Origin of the sequence: Candidatus Hecatella orcuttiae (genome assembly GCF_002009985.1) — an archaeon.
In the GTDB taxonomy this organism is placed as follows: Archaea; Thermoproteota; Bathyarchaeia; order Hecatellales; family Hecatellaceae; genus Hecatella; species Hecatella orcuttiae.
Window position 1 is genome coordinate 26,688 of record NZ_MTLX02000005.1, and the last position, 24,893, is coordinate 51,580.

A 24,893-nucleotide genomic window follows, 5' to 3' on the forward strand; every position below is an offset into this window, starting at 1 on the left:
GCCAAAAAGTGTTCATGGAAACAGGCGGTTTTGAACGGATAGATGGAAAAGCTGCTGGCAGACTTAATGATCGACGTCAACCAAATATGTAATTCTAATTAAACCAAAAATTCAGCCGTCGATCCTTAACAGGCAAGCCTCATATAACTCTGTCGTCTAAAAGACGTTTAGATGGAGCTGGAAAAGGATTGGGTGGGATTTCTGAGAAACAGCGGAAAAAGAAGATAATGAGGGACATCATCCGGAGGCTGCATCAGGGCTTATCGGTGGAGGAGGCCAAGCAGCGGTTTGAGAGGGAGGTTGGCAGCATAAGCTCCACGGAGATAGCGGAGGTGGAGCAGTCCCTCATCGACGAGGGGCTGTCCCCCGAGGAGATAAAGAAATTCTGCAACGTTCACGCTCTGCTCTTCCAGTCGGCGCTGGAGAAAACGGTTTCCAAGGAAGAATCTCCCGCCCACCCCGTGCACTTGTTCAAGCTTGAGAACAGGGAGATCGAAAAACTCACCGCCGCCCTGAAGGAAGCGGCGGGAAAGGTGGGCGGTTATGAGCTTTCCGGGTTGAAGCGGGAGATAAAAGACCTGCTGGCGAGGTTGAAGGGTGTAGACGTTCACTACACGAGGAAGGAGCAGATTCTCTTCCCCTTCTTGGAGAAGCATGGTTTCTTCGGGCCTTCAAAGGTCATGTGGGGGAAGGACAACGAAATCAGGGAGCTGCTGAACAAAAGCCTGGCGGACATTGAAGGTGTAACCACAGAGGCGGAGTTCAGGGAGTATGTGGAAAAGACCCTCACCCCCCTGGTGGAGGAGGTGGAGGGCATGATCTTTAAGGAGGAGCGCATCCTCTTCCCCACGGCCTTGGAAAAGCTGGCCGCCGACGAGTGGGTTACGGTTTTGAGGGAAAGCGACGACGTGGGCTATGTCTTCATCCAGAAGCCCAAGGAAACCGAGGCCCTCGTCGAGGAGTTCAGGAAGTTTGTGGTGGAGGAGCCTTCGGTGAAGGAGGACGGCGTGGTCTCTTTTCCCACCGGGGAGCTGCATGTGAAGGAGTTGATGGCCGTTTTGAACATGCTGCCTGTGGACCTTACCTTTGTGGACAAGGACGACAGGGTCCGGTATTTCTCGGACACCCGGGACAGGATTTTCGTCAGGACGAGGTCGGTTTTGGGGAGGAAGGTGCAGAACTGTCATCCTCCCCAAAGTGTCGATGTGGTGGAGAAGATTCTGGCCTCTTTCAAGGACGGCAGCAGGGACTTTGTCGACTTCTGGATCAACCACAGGGGAAGGTTCGTGTACATCAGGTACTTTGCGGTGAGGGACAGGGAAGGAAACTATCTGGGGACGTTGGAAGTCAACCAGGACATCACGGGGATAAGGAAGCTGGAAGGGGAAAAGCGGCTGCTCGACGAAAGAGGGTGAAGGCTTAAATGGACCCGATGAGCAAGCTTCAACTTCGGAGGTGAAACCATGTCCACCTACATCATCCTAGGCAGGTACACCCGGGAGGGAATCACGAACATAAAAGACCACCCCAGGCGGCGGGAGGAAGCTCAGAAGGCGTTCAAGGCGGTGGGAGGGGAGATCAAGGACTTCTACTTCACCCTAGGCCGGTATGACTTCGTGGCCGTGTGTGAGGCCCCCGGCGAGGAGGCTGCTCTGAAGGCTTTGCTCACCATCGGCAGCGTGGGGGCGGTGAGCACGGAGACGCTGGTAGCTGTGCCCCGCGATAAGGCGGCGGAGATCATCCGAGGTCTACCCTGAGAGCGGTGCAAGGGCTTAGTAGAAGATTTTCTTCCGAGGCATGGCGACGATCTCCCTGATCTCCAAGCCCTTTTTCTTGTCGAAAAACCTCCCAGAGGTGGAGGGGCGGACGATGAGCACGGTGTCGGCTCCCCGGTCGCTTCCGGCTATGGTGACGACCTCCCGGTTAAGGGGAATCGCCCCCGCATCCGCGGCCATCAGGGCGATTTCCACACCAACCTTCGTGCCCTAGGAAATCCTCCTGAGGGTGTCCTCGGCAACCCCGGCTATGCTGGCTCCCCCTCGGAGAGCCGTGTAGGATTTCTCCACCCCATGGAAGGCGTGGACGCCTCGGAGGACGGTGGCCTTCAAGGCCTTCAGCTTCCTCAGGCTGGCCTCCTCCAGCTCAGCCCACTCCGGCGACTCAGCTACCACCACAACCTTGACCCCGGTGCCCCGGAAGGCTTGAGCAGCCTTAACTCCGGTCCGGCCTCTGGCTGAAGCGACGACCACATGTTTTATTCCCTCTTCCAAAGTCCTCTTCTTGGCGATTTCTACGGCCTTCCCCGTGTTCTTCTCTCCAGGCTCACGGAAGAGGTAAAGAGTCCTCTTAAGAACAGACATACCAAGCTCACCGCGCATAGTCCTTTTTCCGGAGATAAAAATTAATCTCAAACATTCTAAGCATTCAACTTTCAAGAAATTAAGGCTTCAGAAATTTATTAATTTCTTCCGCAATTAGTTCAGACCTTTTCTCTATAAAATCTTTATAATTTTGCAGTTTCCAAAGATTTTCATCTAAGGGTATTAACTGTTTTTGTAATTCACTTTTATCAATACCATATTTTTGAATGTAGGTATAAGGTTGATATCTGAGTCTTTTATTTGTGCCCGGATTAATGAAAGTTATATTCCCTAACAGTTCTCTTTCTTCTTTCTTGATTCCTACACTTCTTAAGAGACTTCTGGGAAAGAAGTGATGCTCTTCGATCGTAAAATCCTTATTTATCTCATTGTGTGTTGTATAGCCTATCCTGACCCCTGTAAACCAGTCAACTGCTTCGTTTCTATAAGTAATTAGGTAAAGGAGTAATTTAAAGAACCTACCTTCTCCTTGATAGTGGATCGCGTTTTTAATAGCCTCCTTGTTAATTGAGTCAACTCTTAATTCACCGATTAACTGGTTCACTGCCTCCCCAAAGGTTCTTGAATTTTTAATCTTGTTTATATCCTCTTGTAAGGTAGTCTCCGCAGAACCGCTATATCTTCCTTGCCACAAAGCTAATAGGAAAAAAAGAAAAGCCTTTTTAAATTCAAACTGATTTTCGAATCTACAACGCAAGTATATTAAGGGTATTATCGTATTTTTTGCATAAATTAATTCTGAAGATAGAATTCCAATATTTCTAAATTCTAATATTAGTCTATTAAGACTATTTTTAAACTTTGAAAAGGCATAGTCTAATAAGTTATTTTTATTTCTCAGAAAGTCATCACTTACTTCTCTTAAAATTGCTTTGTCTTCTCCTACTGAGGTTATTGCTCTAACAAGAAGTGTAGGATCAAAGTAAAAACCTCCCTCATCTAAACTATCAAGGTATCTAGAAAATTCTTCTCTTACCCATCCTTCATTGTATGCAGCAACATAAGCTAGAGTTATATCCGCTTGTTTTATCCTTGTGCCAGAACTATTTAGCCTTTCAAAGATAGTGGCTATATTTTCTAAGGATGTATTTATCTTAATTACCGGAATATCCATATTTAAAGCGGCCTTAATCTTGCTAGCATTATCGTAGATTTTTGTGAAAAGCTCTGGTCTATTTAATTTGTAAGATAACTCTTCAGCTAACTTTTTTATGTCCTCAGCATTAAAAATATCATACGGAGATACCCACTCATGGATTTGCTTAATCGCTGGATACTCGAGTGAAACTTCCAAAGTTAGTATGTTAATTTTTACTCTATATTTTTTGACTAAATCATTCCATATATTTATATCAAGCCAATAGGGTTTTCTTAAATTCAGGATGCAGAGTGCAACTATTCTTTGCTGTCCATCTACCATCCATTCTTTTGACTTATTTTCATAGACATGTTTACCTTGAGTATAATCACTCAAGTCCCAAACCAGAATAGAGCCTATCGGATAACCTTTTATTAAAGAATCAAGCAAGTCAGCAACTTGGTTTTTTGTCCAAACAAATTCTCTTTGAAACTCGGGTATATCAATTTTTCCACTTGCTGCTTTTTCGATTAGCATATGTATAGGTTCCTGACCAAGACCCGGCTTAGATGAACTCATTCCTTTCACCAAACAAAGTTAGTATCTTTGTTCATCTTTTATTAATTTGTGAAATAGTATTTTAATTACTTTTGGAGCATAACATTTTTCTTCTAACTTCCACGACTTATTAAATAACAAAACTGTAAAATCAATAATAAAAATTTATTTTAGGACTCATCAAAGTTAATATTTCAGATATTTATAAAACACCGAATAAATATTAAAAAACTATCTTGTTGTTTGGGTTTGGAGGAGTCGGTTGAGGCCGTTGACCATGGCTTCGACGCTGGCTTTGACGATGTCGGAGCTGGCGGCTCGGGCGGAGATGACCTTCCCCCCCGCGTCCTCGATCTTCACCACCACCTCCGCCAGGGCGTCGGAGCCCCCTGTCAGGGCCTCCAGCCTGTACTCCTTCAGCCTCACGTTGATGAGGTTGTCGGTGATCTTCCGAATGGCCTTGATAGCCGCGTCCACCGGGCCTACGCCGGTTTCCGAGGCCACATACTCCCTGCCCTTCACGATAAGCCTCACCGAAGCGGTGGGAATGACGTCGGTGCCCGTGACCACGGCGAGGTCCTTCAGCTCCAGCACCCTCTCCTCGGCCAGCGGCTGACCGCAGACGGCGCTGGCTATGGCCAGCAAGTCGGTGGTGGTGACGTATTTCCCCCGGTCTCCCAGCTCCTTCACCCTCTCCACGATCTCCCTCGCCTGCTGCTCGCTGGGTTTGAAGCCCAGCTCCTCCACCCTCCTCCTGACCCCGTGCACGCCCGCATGCTTCCCAGCTACGATGGTGGTCTCCCTCCCCACCAGCGCAGGGCTGATGGGCTCGTAGGTGAGGGGCATGGACAGGACCCCATGCGCGTGGATGCCTGACTCGTGGGCGAAGGCATTCTCCCCCACAATAGGCTTGTTGGGGGGCACGGGCACCCCCGTCAGCCGGGAGACCAGCCGGGAGGTCTCGTAGAGAAGCCGGGTGCGGAGGCGCAGCCTCCTCCGGTAGAGGGAGTAAAGGGCCATGGCCACCTCCTCCAACGCAGCGTTGCCGGACCTTTCCCCCAGGCCGTTGACGGTGACGTGGACCTGGGTGGCCCCCGCTTCCACGGCGGCCAGGGAGTTGGCCACGGCCATGCCGAAGTCGTTGTGGCAGTGGATGCTGATGGGCACTTTGACGGCTTCAGCTATCTCCCCCACCAGCCGGCGGGTCTGCTGGGGGGTGAGGACACCTACGGTGTCGGGGACGTTGACCCTGTCGGCTCCGGCTTCCACCACCGCGGTGTAGACCTGTTTGAGGTAGGCGATGTCCGTCCTGGTTGCGTCTTCGGCGGAGAACTCCACCTGCAGGCCGTGGGCTTTGGCGTACTCCACGGCCTCCACCGCCTTCCTGAGGGCCTGCCCGCGGGTTAGGTGGAGTTTGTGGCGGAGGTGGATGTCGGAGGTGGCGATGAAGAGGTGGAGGCTTCGGAGGTCGCACTTCAACGCAGCGTCCACGTCCTGCCGGGTGGTTCGGGCGAGGCCGCAGACCTCCGCCTTCAACCCAGCTTGGGCTATGAGCCTGACGGCTTCCATCTCCCCCTTGGACGTGACCGGGAACCCGGCTTCGATGGCGTCCACCCTCAGCCTGTCCAGTTGGCGGGCGATGTGGAGTTTGTCCTCGGCGGTGAGGGCTACTCCGGGGGTCTGCTCTCCGTCTCGGAGGGTGGTGTCGAACAGTCTCAAGTGTTTGGGGGGCATTTGCGCCGCGGTCTCCGTGTAATGGTTATCTCGCTGCCCTGTATTAAGGGCTTTCCGCCTCCTGGGTGAAAAGGTTTATGTAGTCGGGGAAAACATGTTTAGCCCCACGGTGCCATCTCTGAGGTAGGAGGTTTGGCGGTGAGGTATCGGATTGCCGTGATCCCCGGGGACGGCGTAGGCCCTGAGGTGGTGGAGGAAGGCGTCAAGGTGCTGACCGCTGCGGGGGACGCCTACGGGGTCAGGTTTGACTTCAAGTTTTACCCCTTCGGAGGCGACTATTATCTGGAGCATGGGGAGGTGCTCCCCGACTCCGCGTTGAAGGAGCTGGAGGGAGCGGACGCCATCTACTTGGGGGCCATAGGCCACCCGAGGGTGGCTCCGGGGGTGCTGGAGAAGGGGCTGCTGTTGAGGTTGAGGTTTCACTTCGACCAGTATGTGAACCTGAGGCCGGTGAGGCTCTATCCCGGGGTTGAGACCCCCCTACGTGGGAAGGGCCCGGGGGACATTGCCTTCTACGTGGTCAGGGAGAACACTGAGGACTTTTACGTGGGGGTTGGGGGGAGGTTCAAGGGTGAAAGCCACAGGGCTGGGTTGGAGGTGAACCGGAGGCTCTACAGGCTGAGGTTCAGCTTGGACGTGGCGGTCCAAGGGGCTCCCGGCGAGGTAGCCTACCAGCTGGGGATAGCCACCCGCCGGGGCGTCGAAAGGGTGGTTCGCTATGCTTTTGAGCTCTGCAAGCGGAAGGGTCTCCGCCGGGTTACCTCCGTGGACAAGGCTAACGTGCTGGGGGATGTCTACGGCCTCTGGCGGGAGGTCTTCTCGGAGGTTGCCCGGGACTATGAGGGTGTGGAAGCCGAGTTCGCGTTCGTGGACGCAGCGGCCATGTGGTTTGTCAAAAACCCTGAGCGCTTCCAGGTGGTGGTCACCCCCAACATGTTCGGGGACATCCTCACCGACCTGGGGGCGATGATCCAAGGGGGCCTCGGGCTGGCTCCCGGGGGTAACATCAACCCGGGGGGGGTGTCCATGTTCGAGCCCATCCACGGGTCGGCGCCCAAGTACGCGGGGCAGGGGGTCATCAACCCCATCGCCGCCATCTGGGCTGGGCAGATGATGCTCAGCCACCTGGGGGAGGAAGCCGCTGCGGAGGCCGTGGACAGGGCTATAGGCCAGGTGCTGAGGGAGGGGAAGACCCTGACCAAAGATTTGGGAGGGTCCTCCTCCACCTCCCAGGTCGGAGACGCCATCGCAGCGAAAATCCATTAGCAAACGTTTTAATTAAACAGGCCCCTAGAAAATACCCGTAGGGGCAGAGTTGGGTTTTCAGACGCCGCGTTATGCTTCTGAGCGGGATTTTGTTGCGAGGTTTCTACTTCCGAAGCTTAGGGAGGCTGCTGAACGGCTCGGTGTGGCTGATGTGGTTGACTTCTTTTTTGAGAAGCCTATCAACGGGACACCTGACTTGACAGCTGAGAAAGGCGGTAGGGGTCTGTTTGTTGTTGAGGCTAAATTCAAGAAGAAGGTAGGGCGAGTTCAGAGGGACATTGAGCCTAGGGACCCTGAGGTGGTGAGGCAGGCTCTTGACTATGCGGGGTGGGGTGGTTTTCCTTATTATGCAACTTGCAACGTGCGGAGGCTCATTCTGTTTCAACGTAAGCCTGAGGCTAAGGCTCTGGAGAGTGAGATTGCCTCCTTTGAGTATGAGCGTAGCCCTGACTGGGCTGAAAGTCTTCTTAAGACGGTGTTGGAGCTTGTTCCCGTCCGCCTTAAGCCTTTGGACGACACGCTTGTGGATACGTTGCATGAAGCTTCCTCTGACCTCTACCCGGAGTTTCTCTCCGCCCTGAAAGGAAGGCTTCGGGATAAGAAATTTCGGGAGCGGTATGTTGACTGGCTGGAAAGTCAGGGTGTTAAGTTTTCGGATGAGACCAACCGGTTGATTGCGGAGCAGACTACCTACCTCCAGCTTAACAAGCTTCTCTTCTACCAGGTCATAAGGGCGATTTACCCTGACAGGTTGAGGCCGCTGAGGATAGGGGAGGAGGAAGATGTTTCCGAGGCTTTGGCTGGTTTCTTTGCGGATGCTCGGAAGATAGACTATGCGCCCATCTACCAGAGTGATGTGATAAGTGAGATACCGCTGACGCCGAGGGCTCAGGAGCGGATCAGAACCTTACTGGACACTCTCAACGAGTTTGATTTTTCCAAGATGGAGAGTGATTTTATCGGGCGGATCTACGAGAAGCTCATACCGCCGTTGGAGAGGAAGAGGCTTGGGCAGTTTTACACGCCGCCGGGGATCGTGGACTTTATCGTGCAGTTGACGGTGACGAAGCCTGAGGCTGTGGTTTTAGACCCCGGCTGCGGTTCAGGGGGTTTCTTGGTCAGAGCCTACCACAGGCTGAGGGAGCTGAACCACATCCCTAGGGTGATAGAGGGCCCTCTGGCTGAGAGGTTTCACCAGCAGCTTTTGGAGCGCTTATATGGGGTGGATATAAATCAGTTTCCAGCCCACCTTACCGTCATAAACTTGGCTGTTCAAAACCCCAAAGCCAGAATTGAGAAGGTGAACGCTGTTGTCAGCGACATCTTCGACGTCAGGCCGGGGCAGGCGACGCTTTCAGGGTTCGAGAGCCTCACAGCTGAAGGTAAGCCCACGCTGGTAGAGATGCCTCCGGCCTTCGACGCTGTGGTGGCTAATCCGCCTTACATCCGTCAAGAGCTGCTGGGTGAGAAGGAGAAAGCGAAGATCAAGTCGCTGATCGAAAGCGAATATAAGGGTAAGCTGTTCATCGGTGCTCCCCAAAAGAAGGTGAAGGGTGCGGTTATCCTCGACAGGCAAAGCGACATATACATCTACTTCTACATTCACGGACTAAGATTTCTGAAGAATGGTGGAAGGTTAGGTTTTATCTCTTCTAACAAATGGCTAGAGGTAGGCTACGGAGAACCGTTTCAGCAATTTCTTCTAGACAGCGCTAAGATTCTCTACGTGGTTGAATTCGACAGAGCCGTATTTCCCGACGCTGAAGTGGATACCGCTATAACCATAGTTGAAAAGGAGTCAAATAAGGTTGCTAAAAAGGCTAATGAGGTAAAGTTTGTCCGCGTCAAGAAGCCAATGGGCATCAGGAATATGGTTCAGACTATAGAAAATATCAGTCAAAGCTTTGAGAATGACACCTTAAGGGTTAATATCATCAGGCAAGGCAAACTAAAACTTGGAAAATGGAATACGTACCTTAGAGCCCCACCGGTGTACCCGAAAATTATTTCGCATCCAAAGGTGAAGAAACTTGGAAAAATCGTTGAGATATTTCGTGGACCAACTTCTGGTTGGAACGATTACTTTATAATATCTGTTGAAAAGGCTGAAGAATGGGGTATAGAAGACGAGTTCCTGATGCCCTGTGCTTCATCACCTAAAAAGTTTGGGAGTTTAATAATCAAATCGGATGACATAGATGAATACTTCTTTGCTGTCGATAAGCCTAAGCACGAACTTCGTGGAACCAATGCTTTGAAATATATAGAGTTTGGTGAGAGACTAGAAATCGAAGTTAGAAGAGGTTCTCAGCGTGGCAGGCGACGTTTACCGGAGTTGGAAACTGTAAAGAATAGGAAGCCGTTTTGGTATGCACTTCCAAGGTTTGCGTCACCACATATCTTGTTCCCGAAGCTGATTAGAGGGAGGTTTATAGCCTTCTACAATGAAGCTAAAGCTCAAGGGTCAGACGTCTTTTATTATGTGGTTGTAAAAAAAGGAGAACCCACGGTTCTTGCTGGATATTTAAACTCCTCTGTCGCCATGCTTCTAGCTGAATTGTATGGGCGACAGTATACTGGTATGCTTGACCTTAAAGTCTATGAATTAAAGCAACTGCCTACCCTAGACCCTAATACGCTTACGCATGAAGAACGACTGCGTATTTCAAATGCGTTTAAACAGTTAGCAAACAAAATGGATAAACGGGTAATGGCTGAAGAGAAATTGCAGAGCGTTAAAGCTAGGTCGAAAGCTGATCGGGATGTAGGTTTGTTTGAGGCTGAGGCTCGGAGGGAGTTGGAGAGGGCTGTTAGGGCTGAGGAAGAAGCGAGGAAGAAGCTGGACGAAGCAGTTTACGACGCTTTGGGGTTAACAGAGGAGGAGCGGAGACAGGTTGAAGAGGGCCTCCGAGAGCTTCAGAAGCTCAGACGCCTGAGAACCCGAGCATAATACAGCTCCCCTTACCGTCGGCTATCTTCTTTGTTTAAATGCTCAATAAGGCCTCCGCATCTGAGGATTCTCAGCGAAAATTCGGGGAACGGCCCAGCCTTCAGGGTCTTCCCCGCAAACCCTAAGTCAACCTCCTCCATGGCATGGTAAACTTTTGGAATTACCTCGTTTAGGTTGGATATTTTTTCACATCCACCTCACTTTGCAAAAAGCTTTACATAAGTAAAGTTAAGGAATCTTGAGTAGCTTGGTTTGCACTAATTTAAGCTCCCCGATCCTAGAGTCGGTTGTAACCAAGGTTCCTCCCAGCGTTTTTGCAACTGCCACAATATAAGCGTCTGCCAAAGAGAGCCTGCCTTTATGAACGCACTTCAGCCCCCCTGCGGCGCGCGTAAGCCTCTCATTTATAGCTAAAATCGACAGCTCAGAGTTTCTGAGGGACGCATGTCTCACTTCCGCAGCTTCACGGCCTAATTTTTCACAAGTTTTATAGTAAAACTCGGCGAGGTTAATCTCACACGTGCAACCCTCCACCCTCCCCCTTGCAACCTCGTCAAACATTTCTTTGACACGCTTATCTTCAGCAAAGTAAAGAAAGAGAGGCCCTGTGTCAAAGACGAGCCTACTTTTCCTCAGACGCCTCCTTCCTCCTCTCCTCTTGCAATTCCCTTATCATCTGATATACTGTTTCCTTTATGGCTTTATCCGCGCCGAAGAGCTGCTCCAACGGAATGGCGGGAACAAGTAAGACCCCTTCATCAGCTTCAACAAACTTAATACGGGAGCCCCTCTTCAGTTTGTACTTTCTCCTAATCTCCACAGGGATGGTCACGGTGCCTTTCTGCGTAACAGTATAACTCAAGACACTTTCACTATACTTCTATTAAAAAAGTATCACATATAACCATTATGTAATACTAAAACAACCTCTTGAGACATACACCATTGAACCGTAATAGACGCCAGAATGTCCAATTTCCTGTGATTAAGGGACATCCCCAACAACCATTGAACGTCCGAATAATTATGCTATTCAGACACGATTTGCGCGTTTATCCGCATAATTTTCTTAAAAAGGCGAAGAAACACCTTGCCTTGAGGGTTTTCCTTCGCCAAGGCTAGGTTTGTTTTCGCTGTGTTTTTTGTTTAGGTGGGGGATGAGGCCTCCGTCTCGGAGGATTCCCAGCAGGAATCCTGGAAACGGCTTGGCCTGCAAGGTCACGCCTTTAGACTTGTTGGTGACCAGCCCCTTCTCTAGCTCCACCTCCAGCCGGTCGCCCTCCTCCACTTTGGAGGATATCCCCGGGCAGGCCACTGCGGGCAGGCCGTTGTTGATGGCGTTCCTGAAGAAAATCCTCGCAAAGGACTCCGCCACCACGCAACGAACCCCCGCATGCTTGAGGGCCAAGGCCGCATGCTCCCGGCTGGAGCCTCCTCCGAAGTTGACCCCCGCCACCACCAGCCCATACTCCTGAGCCTTCCGGGGGAACCCCGGGTCCAACCCCTCCATGGCATGGGCCGCCAAGTCCTCAGGCCTGGTCAGGACCAGGTATTTCCCCGGAAGGATGAGGTCGGTGTTGACGTTGTCCCCAAACTTCAGAGCCCGACCCTCCACCCTCACCGCCCACCCACCTCCCTAGGGTCGGTGATCCGGCCGGTCACCGCGGAGGCCGCCACCGTAGCCGGGGAAGCCAAGTAGACCTTCGCCCCCGGACTGCCCATCCGCCCTGTGAAATTCCGGTTCGTCGAGCTGATGCAGACTTCACCCTCCGCCAGCAGGCCGAAGTGCCCCCCCAAACACGGCCCGCAGTTGGGAGGCCCCACCGCCGCGCCAGCCCGGGCGAAAACCTCCAGGAGCCCCTCCTCCAAGGCCCGCAGGTAGATTTCCTGCGAAGCAGGAAGCACGATCATGCGCACACCGTCCTTCACCCTCCGACCCCTCAGCAGCCCCGCTGCCTCCCGAAGGTCGTCCATCCGGCCGTTGGTGCACGACCCCAACACCGCCTGGTCCACCGGCAGCCCGGCTACCTCCCCCACAGGCTTGACGTTGGCCACCCTCGGCGGACAGGCCACCTGAGGCTCCAGGGAATCGACGCTGAAAGACAGCTCCCCCTCATACTCCGCCCCCTCATCCGGGTAGAGCGGCCGCAGAGACCCCGCCACCCGGCCTTCCAAGTAGCGGAACGTCACCCCATCCGGGGGGACAAGTCCAGCCTTAGCCCCCAACTCCACCACCATGTTGCACAGGGTCATCCGCCCGTCCATACCCATCTTCCCCACAGTCGACCCGGTGAACTCCAAGCTCTTGTAGTTGGCGCCGTCCTCCCCCAAGCAGCCGGCCATGTGGAGGATCAGGTCCTTGGCGGAGACGTACCTCTGAAAACGGCCCTCCACCACCACCCGCACGGTCTCAGGAACCCGAAACCAGAGGCGGCCCTGCGCCAGCACAGCCGCCACGTCCGTGGAGCCCACCCCCGTGGCGAAGGCCCCCAAAGCCCCATAGGTGCAAGTGTGGGAGTCAGCCCCCACCACCAAGTCCCCGGGCTTCACATGACCCTTCTCCGGGAGAACCTCATGGCAGATGCCCCCCTTCCCCACGTCGTAGAAGTTCCTCACCCCATACTCCGCCACAAACCGGCGGAGCCTCCGCTGAAGCTCCGCCGACCTCACCGTGTCCGCGGGAACCTGATGGTCGAAGACCACCACCACCCGGCCGGGGTTCCAAACCCTCCGCTCCACCAGCCTCTCGAAGGCGTCCAAGGCCAGAGGACCCGTCAGGTCGTGCATCATCACCAAGTCCACCTCCGCCTCCACGTAGCCCCCAGCCTCCACCCGCGGCAGGCCGGAGGCTCTGGCCAGAATCTTCTCCGTCAAAGTAAGCCCGCTGCTCATGCCGCCTACTCGGACTCCTCCAACCCCGACATCTTCCTGATGAACCTCCCCACCTTCTCGATGGGGTGGTCTTCCATCTCCTTAAGCATCCTCTGTAGGTTCTCCCGGCCGCTCCGGGCTTCCTCAATCCACTGCCGGGCGAAGATGCCTTCCTTCACATCCCTAGCCGCCTTCCTCATGTTCTCCTTGACATGCTCGTCCACAACCTTCGGGCCTACGGCCAGACCTCCATACCGAGCGGTCTCCGACACCGCGTGCAGCATCCCCAAGATGCCCTTCCGGTAGATGATGTCCACGATGAGCTTAGCCTCGTTGCAGGCTTCAAAGTAGGCCAGCTCCGGCGGGTAGCCTTCCTCCACCAAGACCTCGAAGCCCTTCTTGAGAAGCTCCACCAAGCCGCCCACCAGCACCGTCTGCTCTCCGATGAGGTCGCTCTCCGTCTCATCCTTGAAGGTGGTCTTCAGCACCCCCGCTCGGGTGCAGCCTAAAGCCTTAGCGTACTCCAACCCCACGGTCTCTCCCTTTCCTGTGTAGTCTTGGTAGACAGCCAGAAGAGCTGGGGAGCCGAAGCCTTCGAGGTAGAGGCCTCTCACCGTGGGGCCCGGTCCCTTGGGAGCTACCATGAACACGTCGATGTGGGGCGGAGGAACGATGAGCTGGAAGTGAATGTTAAATCCGTGGGAGAAACCCAAGGCTTTACCCTCCGTCAGATGCGGCTTAATCTCCTCGTAGACCAACGGCTGAACCATGTCCTGGGTCAGCATCTGAACAACCTCCGCCCTCTCAGCCGCCTCAGACGCCTTGAAAACCCTGAAACCCTCTTTCTCAGCTGTCTTCCACTGGAGGCTCCCAGGCAGGTCTGATACGATCACATCTAAGCCTGAGTCTCGCAGGTTCTGCGATTGAGCTCTCCCTTGGCTTCCGTAGCCTATCACAGCCACGGTTTTGTTTTTCAGGTAGTTTGTGGTCACATCTCGGTCATAATATACTTTAACCACGGCTGTTCCCCCTTTCACACTTTTATGGCTTCGCTTCCCCTGAGGAGAGCTGTGATGCCTGTTCTGGCCATTTCTTTTACACCGTATTCTTTTATGAGGTCTAGGAAAGCGTCGATCTTCCTAGGCTCCCCTGTGATCTCGATGACCATGGAGTCCGCGGTCACGTCCACCACCCTCGCCCGGTAGATGCGGGAAAAATGAATGAGGTCCGACCGGGCTTTGGAGTCTTTCACATGAACCTTGATGAGGGCCAGCTCCCGGAGCACCGACTGCTTAGGATTCAACCGGGTGACCTTGACGGTTTCCACCAGCTTGTAGAGGTTCTTCACAATCTGCTCCACAGCCCACTCGTCTCCCCTGATGACCAAGGTCATCCTAGCCAGCTTTCCCCCCTCAAGAGCGCCCACGGAGATACTGTCGATGTTGTGGCCTCTCCGACGGATCATGTTCGTAACCTTGAAGAGGACACCCGGCTTATTCTCTACGATAGTGGCTATGATCTGGCTTGAGGGCTCTTGGCTCACGCTTCCCCACCTCTCCTCAGGGCCGCATGGGTTCCATGCGTTTAACCTTTGCACACGCATAGCTTAAGATACTGCGGCGATAATTAAAATTATGCCTCCTCACATTTCAGGAAGCCTTAAAATGCGTAGAGGAGTATCCAGTTAGAGCCATGACGGTCACATGGGATGAAGAGAAACCTCCAGCCGAAGTAGCAGCCCGTCCTGCCAAATGGGTCTACCTAGGCGTCGTGTTAATCGCCTTTGCCGTGGTTGCCTCCGGCTTCTCCGCCTACCTCTACCTGAATTTTCAGTCGCAGGTGGAGGATTTCCACTCCGACTACGCAGCGCTGGAATCTCAGCTTTCCAGCCTCCAGTCGCAGGTTTCCAGCGTGGAAGCTGAACTGAGGAGGCTTCGCTCCCAGCTGGAAGCTCTCCAGCCCCAACCCGCTGAAGCGGGCGCGCTGCTCACCCCCCAGCAGGTCTTCAAATTGGCTGAGCCCTCCGTCGTCCTCATCAGAGCGGAGTCCCTAACGATCTTCGGTGTTGAAGTATCAGAGGGCTCCGGCTTCGTTTACGACTCCCAAGGCCACTTAGTAACCAACAACCACGTGGTGGAGGGAGCCGACGAACTGGAGGTTGTCTTCCCAGACGGAACGGTCGTCGAGGCTCGGCTTGTGGGCGCTGACCCCTACAGTGACTTGGCGGTTTTGAAGGTAGACCTGCCGGCTGAGAAGTTGAAGCCTCTGCCTTTAGGAAACTCCTCCGAGCTTTCGGTCGGAGACCCCATCGTGGCCATCGGAAACCCCTTCGGTTTAAGCAACACCATGACGGCTGGGATAGTAAGCCAAGTGGGAAGAGAGTTAAGAGCTCCGAGAGGCTACATCATCATCGACGTCATCCAGGTTGACGCCGCCATCAACCCCGGGAACTCCGGAGGGCCTCTGATGAACATGAAGGGGGAAGTGGTGGGGGTGAACACGGCCATCATTTCAGGTTCAGGAACCTCCGCCGGAGTCGGGTTCGCCATTCCCTCCGACACGGTGAAAAGGGAAGTGCCTGTCCTCATAGCAACGGGTGAGTATAAGCATCCGTGGATAGGCATCTCAGGAACCGACGTGACCCCTGAGATCGCGGAGGCCATGGGGCTGAAGGAAGTGAAAGGCTTCCTCATCACCGACGTCGTCGAAGGCAGCCCAGCTGAGGCGGCGGGGCTCCGGGGGGGCAGCAGAACCGTTACCATCGAAGGCTTGGAGGTCAAACTAGGCGGCGACGTCATAATAGGCGTGGACGACGTGGAAGTCAGGAAGCTGAGGGACGGCATCGTCTACATCGAGAGAAACAAACAGCCCGGGGACGAGATCACCCTCACCATCATCAGGGAGGGACAAGTCCTCACCGTGGAGTTGATGTTGGGGGAGAGACCTCCGCCCTAAAGCATCCCGGCTTCTCAGCCAAGTCACCTTCAACCCTCCCGGAGAAAACTTTTCCTCCTATTCGAAGAGGCCTTGCCGACAAAACTATTTAAAGTGAAACCGCTAGCTATACTCTAAGCCGGCTGATAGGACCGTTTACCCTTGATGCTTCCCCCCAGAGGTTGAGAGAGGTTTCGAGTGGAATGTTCCAAGAGGAAGTCAAAAAAATCCAGCAACAGCACAGAATCATCGGCCGTGAGGAAGAGCTGAGTTGCGCTCTGGCTGCCGCTTATGCTGGGAAACACATCCTCTTGGAGGGTGCGGTGGGGGTAGGTAAAACCGTCATAGCGTTGGCGTTAGCCAGACATCTTAACCGAAAATTTTACCGGGTTGACGGGGACGAACGCTACACCGAGCATAAGCTCACCGGCTGGTTTGACCCCTCCGCGGTGATGGCCAAGGGCTACTCTTGGGAAACCTTCATCCCAGGACCTTTGACGCAGGCCATGATGGAGGGCGCTCTCCTGTTCATCAACGAGCTGAACCGAATGCCTGAAGGCACTCAGAACGTCCTCCTTCCCGCAATGGATGAAGGGCGGATAAACATCCCTAAGATCGGAGTAGTGGAGTCCAAGCCAACCTTCCTCATCATCGCAACCCAAAACCCTGAAGAATTCGTGGGCACAAGCAGGCTGGGGGAGGCTTTAAAGGACCGTTTCGTTTGGATTCGCCTCAACTACCAGTCGGGGGTGGAAGAGTGCGAAATAGTCAAAAAGGAGACAGGCTGCGAGGATGAGGCTTTAATTTCAACAGCCGTTAAAATCGCCAGAAAAACCAGAGAAGACCCTGACATAAGGCGGGGCTCCTCGGTTCGAGGGGCCATCGACCTAGTGGACCTTGTCAGAAAGTTTGCAGGAGGCTTCACCGCGGACGTGGAAGTTTGGGTAAAAGCCGCCATGATAGCCCTGCCGACCAAGATAGAGCTTCAGGACCAAACCACGCGAAAAGTCGACGAGCTGATCAAGAAAATAGTCACCTCCAGCCTAAGTGAAGTGAAAGCCGAAGCGCCGGTGAAGACATCTTCCCAGCCGGAAAAAAGTGACCGCGGAGGCCATGCTGGGGGACAAGGTTTTCAACAAGCCCTAAAGGACAGGCTTACAGGTAAAAAATTTCAACCCCCACTGAACATGTTAGCTCCGAAAAGGTCGGAAACGGTAGGCGAACTTCTTCTCGAAGGAAAACTGTTTAAGGAAGCGGTGGCCGCCATTACAAAGGCTGAGCCGAGCTGGCTGGGTTTGCATCTTCTGGCTTCGGTTAAGCCTGAGCTTGAGCCGGAGTACCAAGAGCTTGCGAAAAGGCTTCTGATCAGGATGATCGTAAGGCTTGCGGCTCAAATATCTTGGAGAGGTCTCTCCGCCACCTACTATGGCTGCGTGCCCTTCAAACCGGGAATGGAAGAGTTCGACGTGGAGCAGACCTACGAAAACTGGCTGGGTAACCCTTGCCCCGGCCCCGAGGACATCGTGGGGGTTGAAAAATTCAGGAAGAAAAACGCCGTGGCCATCATGTTTGACACCAGTAACTCTATGCAGATGAGTAAGATCGTAACCGCCGCCTTGGCGGTGGGGGTTTTAGCCTACAAGCTGAAGGAAGACCATCACTCCATCATCACCTTCAAGGAAAAGCCTGAAGTCCTAAAAGGCATGACGGAGAACTTGGAAATCGAAACGCTGGTGGGCAGAATCCTAGACCACCAGCCCGGAGGACTGACCAACATCCGGGACGCTTTAGCCAAGGGTTTGGAGGAACTGGAGCGGGTTCAAGTCCACAGGCAACTGGGCATCATGGTGACAGACGGATGGGTTACCTACGGAGGAGACCCGGTGGAGATCGCTGAGAAATATCCCCGTCTTCATGTGATCCAGGTTCCTCTGGGTGTGGGAGGAGGAGACCCTGACATGTGCCGAACCCTCGCCAAGGCTGGGAGGGGGAAATACTCCTATATGCGAAGTTTCTACCATCTCCCCCAAGCCATCCTCTCCATCTTGTGACACTTTTTTGCGGGAGCCCGGATTAAGGTCAGTCGGCTTTGAAACCTAGGTTCAGGCAGGTTTTTCTCGCGCTGGGGTGGAGAAAATGTTTTTAAAATAGTAAATATAATAAATATAATAATAAAATTTTCTGAGGACTAGGTCATGAAGAAAATTGAAGCCTATATAAAATCTGATAAATTAAAGGAAGCAATCCACGAGCTGAAGAAAATCGGCGTTCCCGGCTTCACCTACTATGCCGTAACAGGTCACGGCAGAGAGGAAGAAGTTAAAGGATTCGTCCCTAGGGGCATCTCGGCTATTCCCATCAAAGAAGACATCCTACCCCGAACGAAAATCGAGATCATGTGCAACGACAAGGATGTTGACAAAATTTTCGAAGCCATCTGGAAAGCCTGTTGCACTAAGAAACCGGGAGACGGAATGGTCTTCGTCTCACCCATAACAGCCGCCTATAAACTGAAGGCGAAAGAAAAGCTCTCTAAGCTAGAATAAAACCCTTGGGGCCTAGACCCTGCGGGTTTAGAGGACGCTATCCTCCGGAAAGAATCTTCCACACTTCTTTTTTTAGGGTTTTCTCAGCGAAAAGAAGCCTCGTCTCGAAGGTCTCGTCGATGACTACTCTCCCATCCGGTGTGGAGACCACGCAGCCTCCTATAGACTTCAGCGGCTTCTTGTCAAACGTCACCTTCATGTTTGAGGGCAGCTTCAGTTTTTGAAGCACCTGCTGGGAGCGCTCTAGGTCTTTTTCGTTAAGCTTCACCTTGATGCTCTCCGAGCCTATCTGAGACGCTGCCAAAGCTGTGAGATGGCGGAGGCTTTTGAGGTAGGCTTCCCCCTTGACGATTCCTCGAAGCTTTTTCTCCGCCTCCTTGAAGGCTTGACCTATCAGCCTGTTTTTTTCCGCCAGAATTTTCAGGGACGCCTCCCTTCTGGCTTCGCTGAGCCTTCTATCTTCAATGAGCTTAGCCTCTTCCCGAGTTTCAGCCTCAGCGTTCTCCTCCACTTTCCGTCCTTCTTCTTCAGCCTTCTGGACGAGTTCCCTCGCCTGCTTCTCAGCTTCTTCGATTCTCTTTTTAGCTTCAGCATGGGCGTCGGCTAAAATTTCTTCACCGATCTTGGCCAGAACTTGGCTGCTCAAAGTTTAACCCCCAAAATTTCCTCCACGATTCTTTCAGCCGCTTTTTCAAGGTTTTTGGATGCTTTTTCTCTCAAGGCTTTGATTTGGTTCTCAGCTTCCTTTTCGATTTTGGCGGCTTTTTCTTGGATGAGGGCATCGGTTTCCTTTATCATTTTTTCCCTTCGATGTTTCGCTTTTTCGGAGGCCTTTGCTTTGATGGCTTCTGCCTCCGCTTCCGCCTTCCTCAATATTTCCCTACTTCTGCTTTCTGCGTCCTCTATGATCTTCCTAGCCTGCTCTTCTATTTCCCTGATTTTCCTGAGGGTTTCCACCGAAGACAAAGCCTTCACCGCAACTCCGCTGAAAGTAAGATTAAGGTTTCTTGGGTGGTTTCGACTATATAAAATCTTGTTCAACCCCGAGAAGAAGGGTCTACATATAGTCTCTAAGGCTGGGTTTTCTTTTCTTCCCGGGAGCAGGTTTTCCTGTTTCTTCTTTTACTATCAGTTTCCCGTATACTCCATCGTAGCCCGGCTTTACCGTTACTCTACCCTCTCTAACCCTCACGATCAATTCGGCGACAGGGCGTTCTACAACTTCGCACAGCTCCCCGTAGGAGGCGTCGAGCAGAACCGTGTACTCGTTTCCAAACCTCCTCACCAAGGCGTTGTACCGCAGCCAAACCCTCTGACTGGACAGGCTGTCAGCCCCCAAGGCTGTGGCTATGACCTCGGAGAGGGGGAGAAGATGCACGTAAGCCGGGGTCTTTTCAGGCTTGAACCCCGCAGGTCTGTCAGCCAACTCTTCAACCCTCTGCTCAACCCCCTTGGTCATCTTCCGCCCGCAGACAGGGCACAAGCTTTCCATCTTCTCCGCCTCTTGGGCTGGGAGGGAGACGCCGCAAGCCCGATGTCCCGTCCAGTGGTATTTCCCGTAGGCGGGGTTGGTTTCGACGGTGAAGAGGAAGCGGCGGGGGTCCTTGGATTTTATGGCCTCCACGATATTTCGGAAGCCCAGATTTTTCAACTCTAAAACGTTGGCTTCCCTCCCCAGCCTCCAAGGCCAGTAACTGTGGCTGTCGGAGTTGGAGACCAAAGCTAAACGGTCCAACTCCTTTATCCTCCAGTTCATGGGAGGATCCGAGGAAAGGCCTGTTTCCAAGGCGAAGATTTTGGAGGTCTTGTCTTGGTAGCAGTCTTCAAGGCGGTCGAAGCCGCTGAAGGTTCCGAAGAGGCTGAACCAGGGAGTCCAAGCGTGGGCGGGAAACACAACGTTTTCCTCTGAGACTTGGAGAGTGAGCTCCACAAGCTCCGGAGGCGTCAATTCCAAAGTCGGTCTTCCATCGGCTTCTAGGGAGCCGTATTTTCGGAGCTCCTCGTTCAGCTGCTCAGCCACCTCCAAGCTGGGCATCCATATGACATGGTGGATTTTTTTCTGTTTACCTTCAAAGCTAAAAAGGGTGTGAACCTCGCAGCTTACCATAAAATATACTTGGGGGTTTTCGGCTTCCTTGAGAGTGTAAAGCCCATCCCACGGGCTTTCTTCCAGTAACGCCTTCAGCTCGTTGTACCATAGGGGATGGGTGGAGTCCCCTGTGCCCACCACTTTCAATCCTTTAATCTGAGCATAACGCGCTATGGAAGTCACCGTCATATCTTGGCTGGTAGCTCTGCTGTATCGGGAGTGAATGTGGCCGTCTAGAAACACCCTCAAAGCGGCCGCCTGAAACCCTGTTTTCCTCCCTTCAACCTATCCCTGAAGAAGGTTAAATCTTTTCGGCTAACTTCGACTGCGATGTTTTTATGCCTCAAGCAAGTTTCTCTCCTCATGAAGGGAGCCTACGTTCTCCTCCTCTCCGCCGAGGAAAACGCGAAGGTTAAGGTTGGAAGCCTAGGAGAAATAAAGCTGGCAAAAGGACACTACGCCTACGTGGGCTCCGCCCTTGGAAGAGGACTGAACCTAGAGAAACGGGTGCAGAGACATAAAAGATTAGCCGAAACGAAAGCCGGCTGTTTAAGATGGCACATCGACTACCTTCTGGCCTCGCCCAGCTTCCGTTGGAGGGAAGCCATCCTCATCGAGTCATCGGAACCCTTGGAATGCGCTGTTTCCCGAAGGCTTGAAGCCTTGGCAGAGGCGGTTATACCGAAATTCGGCTCTTCCGACTGCAAGAACGCTTGCAGAGGCCATCTTCACTATCTTGGAACCCGGCCTCTTCGAGAAATCAGAGACATTTTAGAAAACCTAAGATTGAACCTTCGTCATGCTGCTGTGAAACATCCTTAGCCGGCCGGACCCGGTTGGGGGTGTCTTCGGGTTTCCCTAGATGGTTTCTGTGAAGACTGTTACGCCTTCGATGTATTTCGCCCACTGCCTCAGAAGCTTCAAAGCCTCTGGGGTGGACAGGTCTTTTTTATACTCTTCCACGTTTTTGATGTCGATGCATTCGATGTAGTTGTAGGGAAGAGGCTTCCCTTCCAAGGTTTCCTTGAGCTTGTAGACGCGGTAGGAGGTTATGGATTTAAAGAATTTCTCGGTGGTCGGGTAATCAAATTCATGAACCCACTTCTCGTATTCCTCCGCTTTGGCTTCAGGGCGAAGTTTCGATAACACGAAAACCCTAGGCATTCTTCCACCTCCAATTGTAGATAGAGAAGGGGGGAGTGCGGATAAAAAACTATCCGGGAAGGGCAACTGGGCGGCAAAACCTAATAACCGCATAAATAGTTACTTCAAGATGGCTGAACCTAGGATGTGTTGCCCATGTGGAATAAGTGCCCGAAATGCGGTGGAAGGATGGTATGCGAAGAAGTTTCCATTCTAGGAAAACATGGAACCTTAGGGCGGAAAAGCTACCTTTTTAACGCCTACATCTGTAGCTCATGCCGCTACACGGAGTTTTTCCTTCAGCCTCCGAAAAGTTAGACTCAAAAAGACCGCCTCGGAGGATAGGGGACGGTGAAATTGTCGGTTGATAAAAGAATCCTCTACTTTAAGGTTCCGGGGGAGCAGTGCACTCAAGAAACTTTTCAACGGGCCAAAGAACGGGCTGAGGAGCTGGGAATAAAGGATTTGGTCGTCGCCTCCACCACCGGTGAAACTGGAATAAAAGCCTGCGAGTATTTCAGAGGATACAACCTCACCGTTGTCTCCCATTACACCGGTTTCAAGGAGCCCGGCGTCCAGCAGATGAGCCTTGAAAACCGCGAAAAAATCCGAAAACTGGGAGGTAGACTTCTCACCTGCACCCACGCTTTCCAAGGTGTGGAACGGGGGATAAGGGAAAAGTTCGCCACCGCCTACCCTGTCGAAATAATGGCTCAAACCCTAAGGCTTTTCGGAGAAGGCGTGAAGGTTGCAGTGGAGATATCCCTCATGGCAGCGGACGCAGGGCTTATTCCTCATGACAGGGAAATCATCGCCATAGCCGGAACGAATAGAGGAGCCGACACAGCCCTAGTCCTTCAGCCTGCCAACACGACTAGAGTTTTCAGCCTAAAGGTAAAAGAAATAATAGCAAAGCCCCGGCTGAACTGAAACGGAGAATTCTCATCCGAGATTTGGAAAATAATAATTCAGAGGTCAGCCTTCAGCCGGAGGGCGCAGGTTTTTCCAAGGTGATTTCCATGGTGCTGACGTTGGATTTTCTGTCTTCCCTCTCCACGGTTTCCGTTCCTATGGTGATGTTTTTGATGACCAAGTCCTTCACGAAGGCTCTCCTCAACAGTTCCACCGTGTCCACAGCTTTGCTGATGGCGGTGCCTCGGGCTTTTACGACGATTCCGTTGTAGCCTTGGTTGAAGAAGGTCACGCAGGCTACCACGTAGTTCATGACGGGTTTTCTACCAACCAACACCACATTCCGTTGGGCCTCGGGTTTTTCTTCTGCCATTCGCATCAACTCCTCTTGGCTACCGTTGCGGTGTTTAAAATATCATCCGATGGGGTTGAAAAATATTTTGGTCTCCTCCCTTTTAGCTGCAGGCATCCACCGGGAGGGTCCTAGAGTCGATCGGGGCATCCATAAGCATAAAACTGTTAACCATCCAGTTAACAACCACTTCAACAGCCCCAAAGTTTAAATAAAATTCGTAAAAAGTCTCCCTGCACCTTAAGGCAGCGAATGTGCATGTTCCCTCCGCCGATGGGGGCAACATCTAATAGGAGCCTTGCCGAATTTTATGGTTGGACAAGGCCAAGTCAAGCCTAACGTTTCCAAAGGCCGGCGGAAGAGATGACACCAACCTCCTCCGATGCGGTGTCCGGACTTTTCCAGCTCTGGGGCTTTAACTTCAGGTTTAGCGAAGCCTCCAGAGGAGGCGGTGAGCGTTGAGCGAGCCTGCCGTGAGCCCCACGGTCTTCCACTTTCTGGAGAAGCATGTGGGGAAACGGGTGGTCATCATTTTGGACAGGGACTTCGGCTACGAGGGAAAGATTGAAGCTGTCTCCCACATACCCCCCGGCATCTGGCTGGCTGAAGCTGAAGCTGTGGTTTTGCGGTCTACCATGGTCAACCCCATTCCCAGAGTTGTGAGCAGGGAGAAGAAAAGCGAACTTTTCATCCATCTGAATTCAGTGCAGAGGGTCGAAGTGCTCAGCACCGGTAAAAGCCGCGATTAGAGCGACAGAAAGAAAGGAGCTAAGCTGATGATCAGGATCACGACTACAACAGCCACGATGACGGCCTGCGGTTTTATCTTAACGCCGAAGGACTCCTCTTCATAGAAACGGAGAAGACCGGCCATCGTGCTAGGCATAGGCGCCTCTTCTCTTCTTCTCTTCATCCGGCTCATGGTGATCCTACCGACGGAGCAGCCTAAATCCTATTGGGACACTGGAGTCTATTAACTTTTCCCGTCAGCCTTAAGCGTTAACGATATTAGTTTCTTTAAAAGTTATTTTAAAAAATTTGGGGCGGCGGGGGTACTGCGGTCTTCAAGGCTTAAGATTTTTTGGGATGAAGGCATCGTGGTTAAGGTCGGTGATTCATCCCTGTGCTTCGACCCTCAAACATCCAAGCCCTCCTATCCGCATGTTTTCATCTCCCATGCCCACGGCGACCATACTGACGGCTTCAAGTCTCCTCGGCCAACCAAGTACTCAACCCACGCCACTGTCTCCATCTACGAAACTGTTTTCGGGAGAAAGGTGGAAAAAATCAAAAAGCTAAACTACGGGGACAAGTTCAAGGTCGACGGATTCGAGATCCAGCTTTTCGATTCAGGGCATATCTTAGGCTCCGCAGCCTTCAGCGTTCACACAGGAGAAGGTTTAGTGGTCTACACCGGTGACCTTAACTGCGTTGACACCCTCGTCTCCAAGGCTGCGCAGCTCGTCTCCTGCGACATCCTCATCATAGAATCCACCTACGGGAGAGCTGAATTCTCCTTTCCCTCCCGAGATTTCCTTTACCGGAAAATGGTTCAGTGGGTTGTGGAAAAAGTGAATGAGGGGCGAATTCCCGTGTTCTATGTTTATCCCATCGGAAAAGCCCAAGAAGTCATTCGGCTGCTTAACCGGTTTACGGAAATCAAAGTTAAGGTTCACCCCCAAATTGCCAAGGTCAACGAAGCCTACACTCGCCTCAACGTTAAACTTGAAGCGTCCCCCTGGGATGGAGTAGGAGAAAAATGCGTTGCAGTGTATCCAGTGCGTAGGCTTCGGAACGAGTTTGATGGGAGAAACCAAGTCGCGGCTCTAGCCACAGGCTGGGCTTTAAAGTTTACATCTCTCAGGGAGGGCGTCTTCCCCCTCAGCAGTCATGCTGACTTCCCTCAACTTCTCAACTATGTCAAGGAAGCTAAGCCTAAACTGGTCTACACATGCTTCGGCTCCAACGTAGAACTGGCTGAAAGCATCAGGCGGAAGCTTGGCATCCCCGCTCAGCCGCTTCCCGCATCAGCGGGCAGCAAGTCCATGCCATCCTATTTTTAGGTCTGGGGCCTCGGTG

Annotated in this window: 28 protein-coding genes; 12 read left to right on the forward strand and 16 right to left on the reverse strand. The window is 52.7% G+C overall.

The genetic code is table 11. From position 1 onward, the window contains the following. Positions 1-188: 188 nt before the first annotated feature. Both BWM17_RS02920 and BWM17_RS02925 read left to right on the forward strand, forming a co-directional pair. Positions 189-1,415, forward strand: coding sequence for a DUF438 domain-containing protein (locus tag BWM17_RS02920; protein WP_309492424.1), 1,227 nt, complete (start codon positions 189-191; stop codon positions 1,413-1,415). 48 nt (positions 1,416-1,463) lie between these two features. Next, a complete protein-coding gene (locus BWM17_RS02925; RefSeq protein WP_309492425.1) occupies positions 1,464-1,757 on the forward strand; it encodes a GYD domain-containing protein in 294 nt (97 codons plus the stop codon). Positions 1,758-1,772: 15 nt separating this feature from the next. Here BWM17_RS02925 and BWM17_RS02930 read toward each other — a convergent pair whose 3' ends face one another. The 4 genes from BWM17_RS02930 to BWM17_RS02945 form a co-directional block, all read right to left on the reverse strand. After that, on the reverse strand, positions 1,773-1,970 hold the full coding sequence (locus BWM17_RS02930; RefSeq protein WP_309492426.1) for a hypothetical protein: 198 nt from the start codon (positions 1,968-1,970) through the stop codon (positions 1,773-1,775). A 15-nt stretch (positions 1,971-1,985) separates the two neighbouring features. Further along, complete coding sequence (locus BWM17_RS02935; protein ID WP_309492427.1) at positions 1,986-2,360, reverse strand: hypothetical protein; 375 nt, start codon at positions 2,358-2,360, stop codon at positions 1,986-1,988. A 79-nt stretch (positions 2,361-2,439) separates the two neighbouring features. Continuing rightward, a complete protein-coding gene (locus tag BWM17_RS02940; protein ID WP_309493710.1) occupies positions 2,440-4,038 on the reverse strand; it encodes a GmrSD restriction endonuclease domain-containing protein in 1,599 nt (532 codons plus the stop codon). Between the two features lie 210 nt (positions 4,039-4,248). Continuing rightward, the gene (locus BWM17_RS02945; RefSeq protein WP_309492428.1) at positions 4,249-5,751 is read right to left on the reverse strand and encodes a 2-isopropylmalate synthase; all 1,503 of its coding nucleotides are present in this window, start codon (positions 5,749-5,751) and stop codon (positions 4,249-4,251) included. A 138-nt stretch (positions 5,752-5,889) separates the two neighbouring features. On the opposite strand from BWM17_RS02945, the gene BWM17_RS02950 reads away from it, so the two are divergent. Both BWM17_RS02950 and BWM17_RS02955 read left to right on the forward strand, forming a co-directional pair. Beyond that, the gene (locus tag BWM17_RS02950; RefSeq protein ID WP_309493711.1) at positions 5,890-7,017 is read left to right on the forward strand and encodes an isocitrate/isopropylmalate dehydrogenase family protein; all 1,128 of its coding nucleotides are present in this window, start codon (positions 5,890-5,892) and stop codon (positions 7,015-7,017) included. 49 nt (positions 7,018-7,066) lie between these two features. After that, positions 7,067-9,967 carry an HsdM family class I SAM-dependent methyltransferase gene (locus BWM17_RS02955; RefSeq protein ID WP_309492429.1) on the forward strand — a complete coding sequence of 967 codons (2,901 nt, stop codon included), beginning with the start codon at positions 7,067-7,069 and terminating at the stop codon, positions 9,965-9,967. A 228-nt stretch (positions 9,968-10,195) separates the two neighbouring features. Here the strand turns inward: BWM17_RS02955 and BWM17_RS02960 are convergent, their stop codons facing one another. From BWM17_RS02960 to ilvN, 6 genes are all read right to left on the reverse strand, one after another. Beyond that, positions 10,196-10,603: a type II toxin-antitoxin system VapC family toxin gene (locus BWM17_RS02960; protein WP_309493712.1), complete on the reverse strand. Its 408-nt coding sequence runs from the start codon at positions 10,601-10,603 to the stop codon at positions 10,196-10,198. Then, positions 10,590-10,829, reverse strand: a complete 240-nt coding sequence (locus BWM17_RS02965) for an AbrB/MazE/SpoVT family DNA-binding domain-containing protein (protein ID WP_309492430.1) — start codon at positions 10,827-10,829, stop codon at positions 10,590-10,592. Before BWM17_RS02965 ends, BWM17_RS02960 begins: the two co-directional genes overlap by 14 nt. Before the next feature lie 207 nt (positions 10,830-11,036). Continuing rightward, complete coding sequence (locus BWM17_RS02970; protein ID WP_309492431.1) at positions 11,037-11,588, reverse strand: 3-isopropylmalate dehydratase small subunit; 552 nt, start codon at positions 11,586-11,588, stop codon at positions 11,037-11,039. Then, a complete protein-coding gene (locus tag BWM17_RS02975) occupies positions 11,585-12,859 on the reverse strand; it encodes a 3-isopropylmalate dehydratase large subunit (RefSeq protein WP_309492432.1) in 1,275 nt (424 codons plus the stop codon). The genes BWM17_RS02970 and BWM17_RS02975 overlap by 4 nt, the downstream gene beginning before the upstream one ends. 5 nt (positions 12,860-12,864) lie before the next feature. Next, on the reverse strand, positions 12,865-13,857 hold the full coding sequence (gene ilvC / locus BWM17_RS02980; protein WP_309492433.1) for a ketol-acid reductoisomerase: 993 nt from the start codon (positions 13,855-13,857) through the stop codon (positions 12,865-12,867). A gap of 14 nt (positions 13,858-13,871) precedes the next feature. After that, a complete protein-coding gene (ilvN, locus tag BWM17_RS02985; RefSeq protein ID WP_309492434.1) occupies positions 13,872-14,381 on the reverse strand; it encodes an acetolactate synthase small subunit in 510 nt (169 codons plus the stop codon). A 149-nt stretch (positions 14,382-14,530) separates the two neighbouring features. On the opposite strand from ilvN, the gene BWM17_RS02990 reads away from it, so the two are divergent. The 3 genes from BWM17_RS02990 (at position 14,531) to BWM17_RS03000 (ending at position 18,318) form a co-directional block, all read left to right on the forward strand. Then, the gene (locus tag BWM17_RS02990; RefSeq protein WP_309492435.1) at positions 14,531-15,793 is read left to right on the forward strand and encodes a S1C family serine protease; all 1,263 of its coding nucleotides are present in this window, start codon (positions 14,531-14,533) and stop codon (positions 15,791-15,793) included. A gap of 182 nt (positions 15,794-15,975) precedes the next feature. Beyond that, entirely contained in the window at positions 15,976-17,823 is a 1,848-nt protein-coding gene (locus BWM17_RS02995; protein WP_309492436.1) for an AAA family ATPase, read from the forward strand. A 144-nt stretch (positions 17,824-17,967) separates the two neighbouring features. Next, positions 17,968-18,318, forward strand: coding sequence for a P-II family nitrogen regulator (locus tag BWM17_RS03000; RefSeq protein ID WP_309492437.1), 351 nt, complete (start codon positions 17,968-17,970; stop codon positions 18,316-18,318). 37 nt (positions 18,319-18,355) lie between these two features. Here BWM17_RS03000 and BWM17_RS03005 read toward each other — a convergent pair whose 3' ends face one another. From BWM17_RS03005 to BWM17_RS03015, 3 genes are all read right to left on the reverse strand, one after another. Further along, positions 18,356-18,964, reverse strand: coding sequence for a V-type ATP synthase subunit E (locus tag BWM17_RS03005; protein ID WP_309492438.1), 609 nt, complete (start codon positions 18,962-18,964; stop codon positions 18,356-18,358). Further along, positions 18,961-19,293, reverse strand: a complete 333-nt coding sequence (locus BWM17_RS03010; protein ID WP_309492439.1) for a V-type ATPase subunit subunit G family protein — start codon at positions 19,291-19,293, stop codon at positions 18,961-18,963. The genes BWM17_RS03005 and BWM17_RS03010 overlap by 4 nt, the downstream gene beginning before the upstream one ends. Positions 19,294-19,375: 82 nt before the next feature. After that, positions 19,376-20,656: an endonuclease Q family protein gene (locus BWM17_RS03015; protein ID WP_309492440.1), complete on the reverse strand. Its 1,281-nt coding sequence runs from the start codon at positions 20,654-20,656 to the stop codon at positions 19,376-19,378. A gap of 81 nt (positions 20,657-20,737) precedes the next feature. On the opposite strand from BWM17_RS03015, the gene BWM17_RS03020 reads away from it, so the two are divergent. After that, the gene (locus tag BWM17_RS03020) at positions 20,738-21,229 is read left to right on the forward strand and encodes a GIY-YIG nuclease family protein (protein ID WP_309492441.1); all 492 of its coding nucleotides are present in this window, start codon (positions 20,738-20,740) and stop codon (positions 21,227-21,229) included. A 36-nt stretch (positions 21,230-21,265) separates the two neighbouring features. On the opposite strand, the gene BWM17_RS03025 is transcribed toward BWM17_RS03020, so the two are convergent. Further along, positions 21,266-21,571, reverse strand: coding sequence for a hypothetical protein (locus BWM17_RS03025; RefSeq protein WP_309492442.1), 306 nt, complete (start codon positions 21,569-21,571; stop codon positions 21,266-21,268). Between the two features lie 168 nt (positions 21,572-21,739). On the opposite strand from BWM17_RS03025, the gene BWM17_RS03030 reads away from it, so the two are divergent. Together BWM17_RS03030 and BWM17_RS03035 are read left to right on the forward strand one after the other, a co-directional pair. Continuing rightward, positions 21,740-21,868, forward strand: a complete 129-nt coding sequence (locus BWM17_RS03030) for a hypothetical protein (protein ID WP_309492443.1) — start codon at positions 21,740-21,742, stop codon at positions 21,866-21,868. A gap of 39 nt (positions 21,869-21,907) precedes the next feature. Next, the gene (locus tag BWM17_RS03035; protein WP_309492444.1) at positions 21,908-22,480 is read left to right on the forward strand and encodes a pyruvate kinase alpha/beta domain-containing protein; all 573 of its coding nucleotides are present in this window, start codon (positions 21,908-21,910) and stop codon (positions 22,478-22,480) included. Between the two features lie 52 nt (positions 22,481-22,532). On the opposite strand, the gene albA is transcribed toward BWM17_RS03035, so the two are convergent. Beyond that, entirely contained in the window at positions 22,533-22,835 is a 303-nt protein-coding gene (gene albA / locus BWM17_RS03040; protein WP_309492445.1) for a DNA-binding protein Alba, read from the reverse strand. Between the two features lie 437 nt (positions 22,836-23,272). Between albA and BWM17_RS03045 the strand changes: the two genes are divergently transcribed. Beyond that, positions 23,273-23,563: a hypothetical protein gene (locus BWM17_RS03045; RefSeq protein ID WP_309492446.1), complete on the forward strand. Its 291-nt coding sequence runs from the start codon at positions 23,273-23,275 to the stop codon at positions 23,561-23,563. Here the strand turns inward: BWM17_RS03045 and BWM17_RS03050 are convergent. Further along, a complete protein-coding gene (locus tag BWM17_RS03050; protein ID WP_309492447.1) occupies positions 23,560-23,700 on the reverse strand; it encodes a preprotein translocase subunit Sec61beta in 141 nt (46 codons plus the stop codon). The genes BWM17_RS03045 and BWM17_RS03050 overlap by 4 nt on opposite strands. 211 nt (positions 23,701-23,911) lie before the next feature. Here BWM17_RS03050 and BWM17_RS03055 point away from each other — a divergent pair, with 211 nt between their 5' ends. Further along, positions 23,912-24,877, forward strand: coding sequence for an MBL fold metallo-hydrolase (locus BWM17_RS03055; RefSeq protein WP_309492448.1), 966 nt, complete (start codon positions 23,912-23,914; stop codon positions 24,875-24,877). Positions 24,878-24,893: the final 16 nt, after the last annotated feature.

Coding starts and splice junctions, on each gene's coding strand:
- BWM17_RS02925 (WP_309492425.1), top strand. CDS start 1,464: ATGTCCACCTACATCATCCTAGGCAGGTACACCCGGGAGGGAATCACG.
- BWM17_RS02935 (WP_309492427.1), bottom strand. CDS start 2,360: ATGTCTGTTCTTAAGAGGACTCTTTACCTCTTCCGTGAGCCTGGAGAG.
- BWM17_RS02940 (WP_309493710.1), bottom strand. CDS start 4,038: ATGAGTTCATCTAAGCCGGGTCTTGGTCAGGAACCTATACATATGCTA.
- BWM17_RS02945 (WP_309492428.1), bottom strand. CDS start 5,751: ATGCCCCCCAAACACTTGAGACTGTTCGACACCACCCTCCGAGACGGA.
- BWM17_RS02975 (WP_309492432.1), bottom strand. CDS start 12,859: ATGAGCAGCGGGCTTACTTTGACGGAGAAGATTCTGGCCAGAGCCTCC.
- BWM17_RS02990 (WP_309492435.1), top strand. CDS start 14,531: ATGACGGTCACATGGGATGAAGAGAAACCTCCAGCCGAAGTAGCAGCC.
- BWM17_RS02995 (WP_309492436.1), top strand. CDS start 15,976: ATGTTCCAAGAGGAAGTCAAAAAAATCCAGCAACAGCACAGAATCATC.
- BWM17_RS03000 (WP_309492437.1), top strand. CDS start 17,968: ATGAAGAAAATTGAAGCCTATATAAAATCTGATAAATTAAAGGAAGCA.
- BWM17_RS03020 (WP_309492441.1), top strand. CDS start 20,738: ATGTTTTTATGCCTCAAGCAAGTTTCTCTCCTCATGAAGGGAGCCTAC.
- BWM17_RS03025 (WP_309492442.1), bottom strand. CDS start 21,571: ATGCCTAGGGTTTTCGTGTTATCGAAACTTCGCCCTGAAGCCAAAGCG.
- BWM17_RS03030 (WP_309492443.1), top strand. CDS start 21,740: ATGGTATGCGAAGAAGTTTCCATTCTAGGAAAACATGGAACCTTAGGG.
- albA (WP_309492445.1), bottom strand. CDS start 22,835: ATGGCAGAAGAAAAACCCGAGGCCCAACGGAATGTGGTGTTGGTTGGT.
- BWM17_RS03050 (WP_309492447.1), bottom strand. CDS start 23,700: ATGCCTAGCACGATGGCCGGTCTTCTCCGTTTCTATGAAGAGGAGTCC.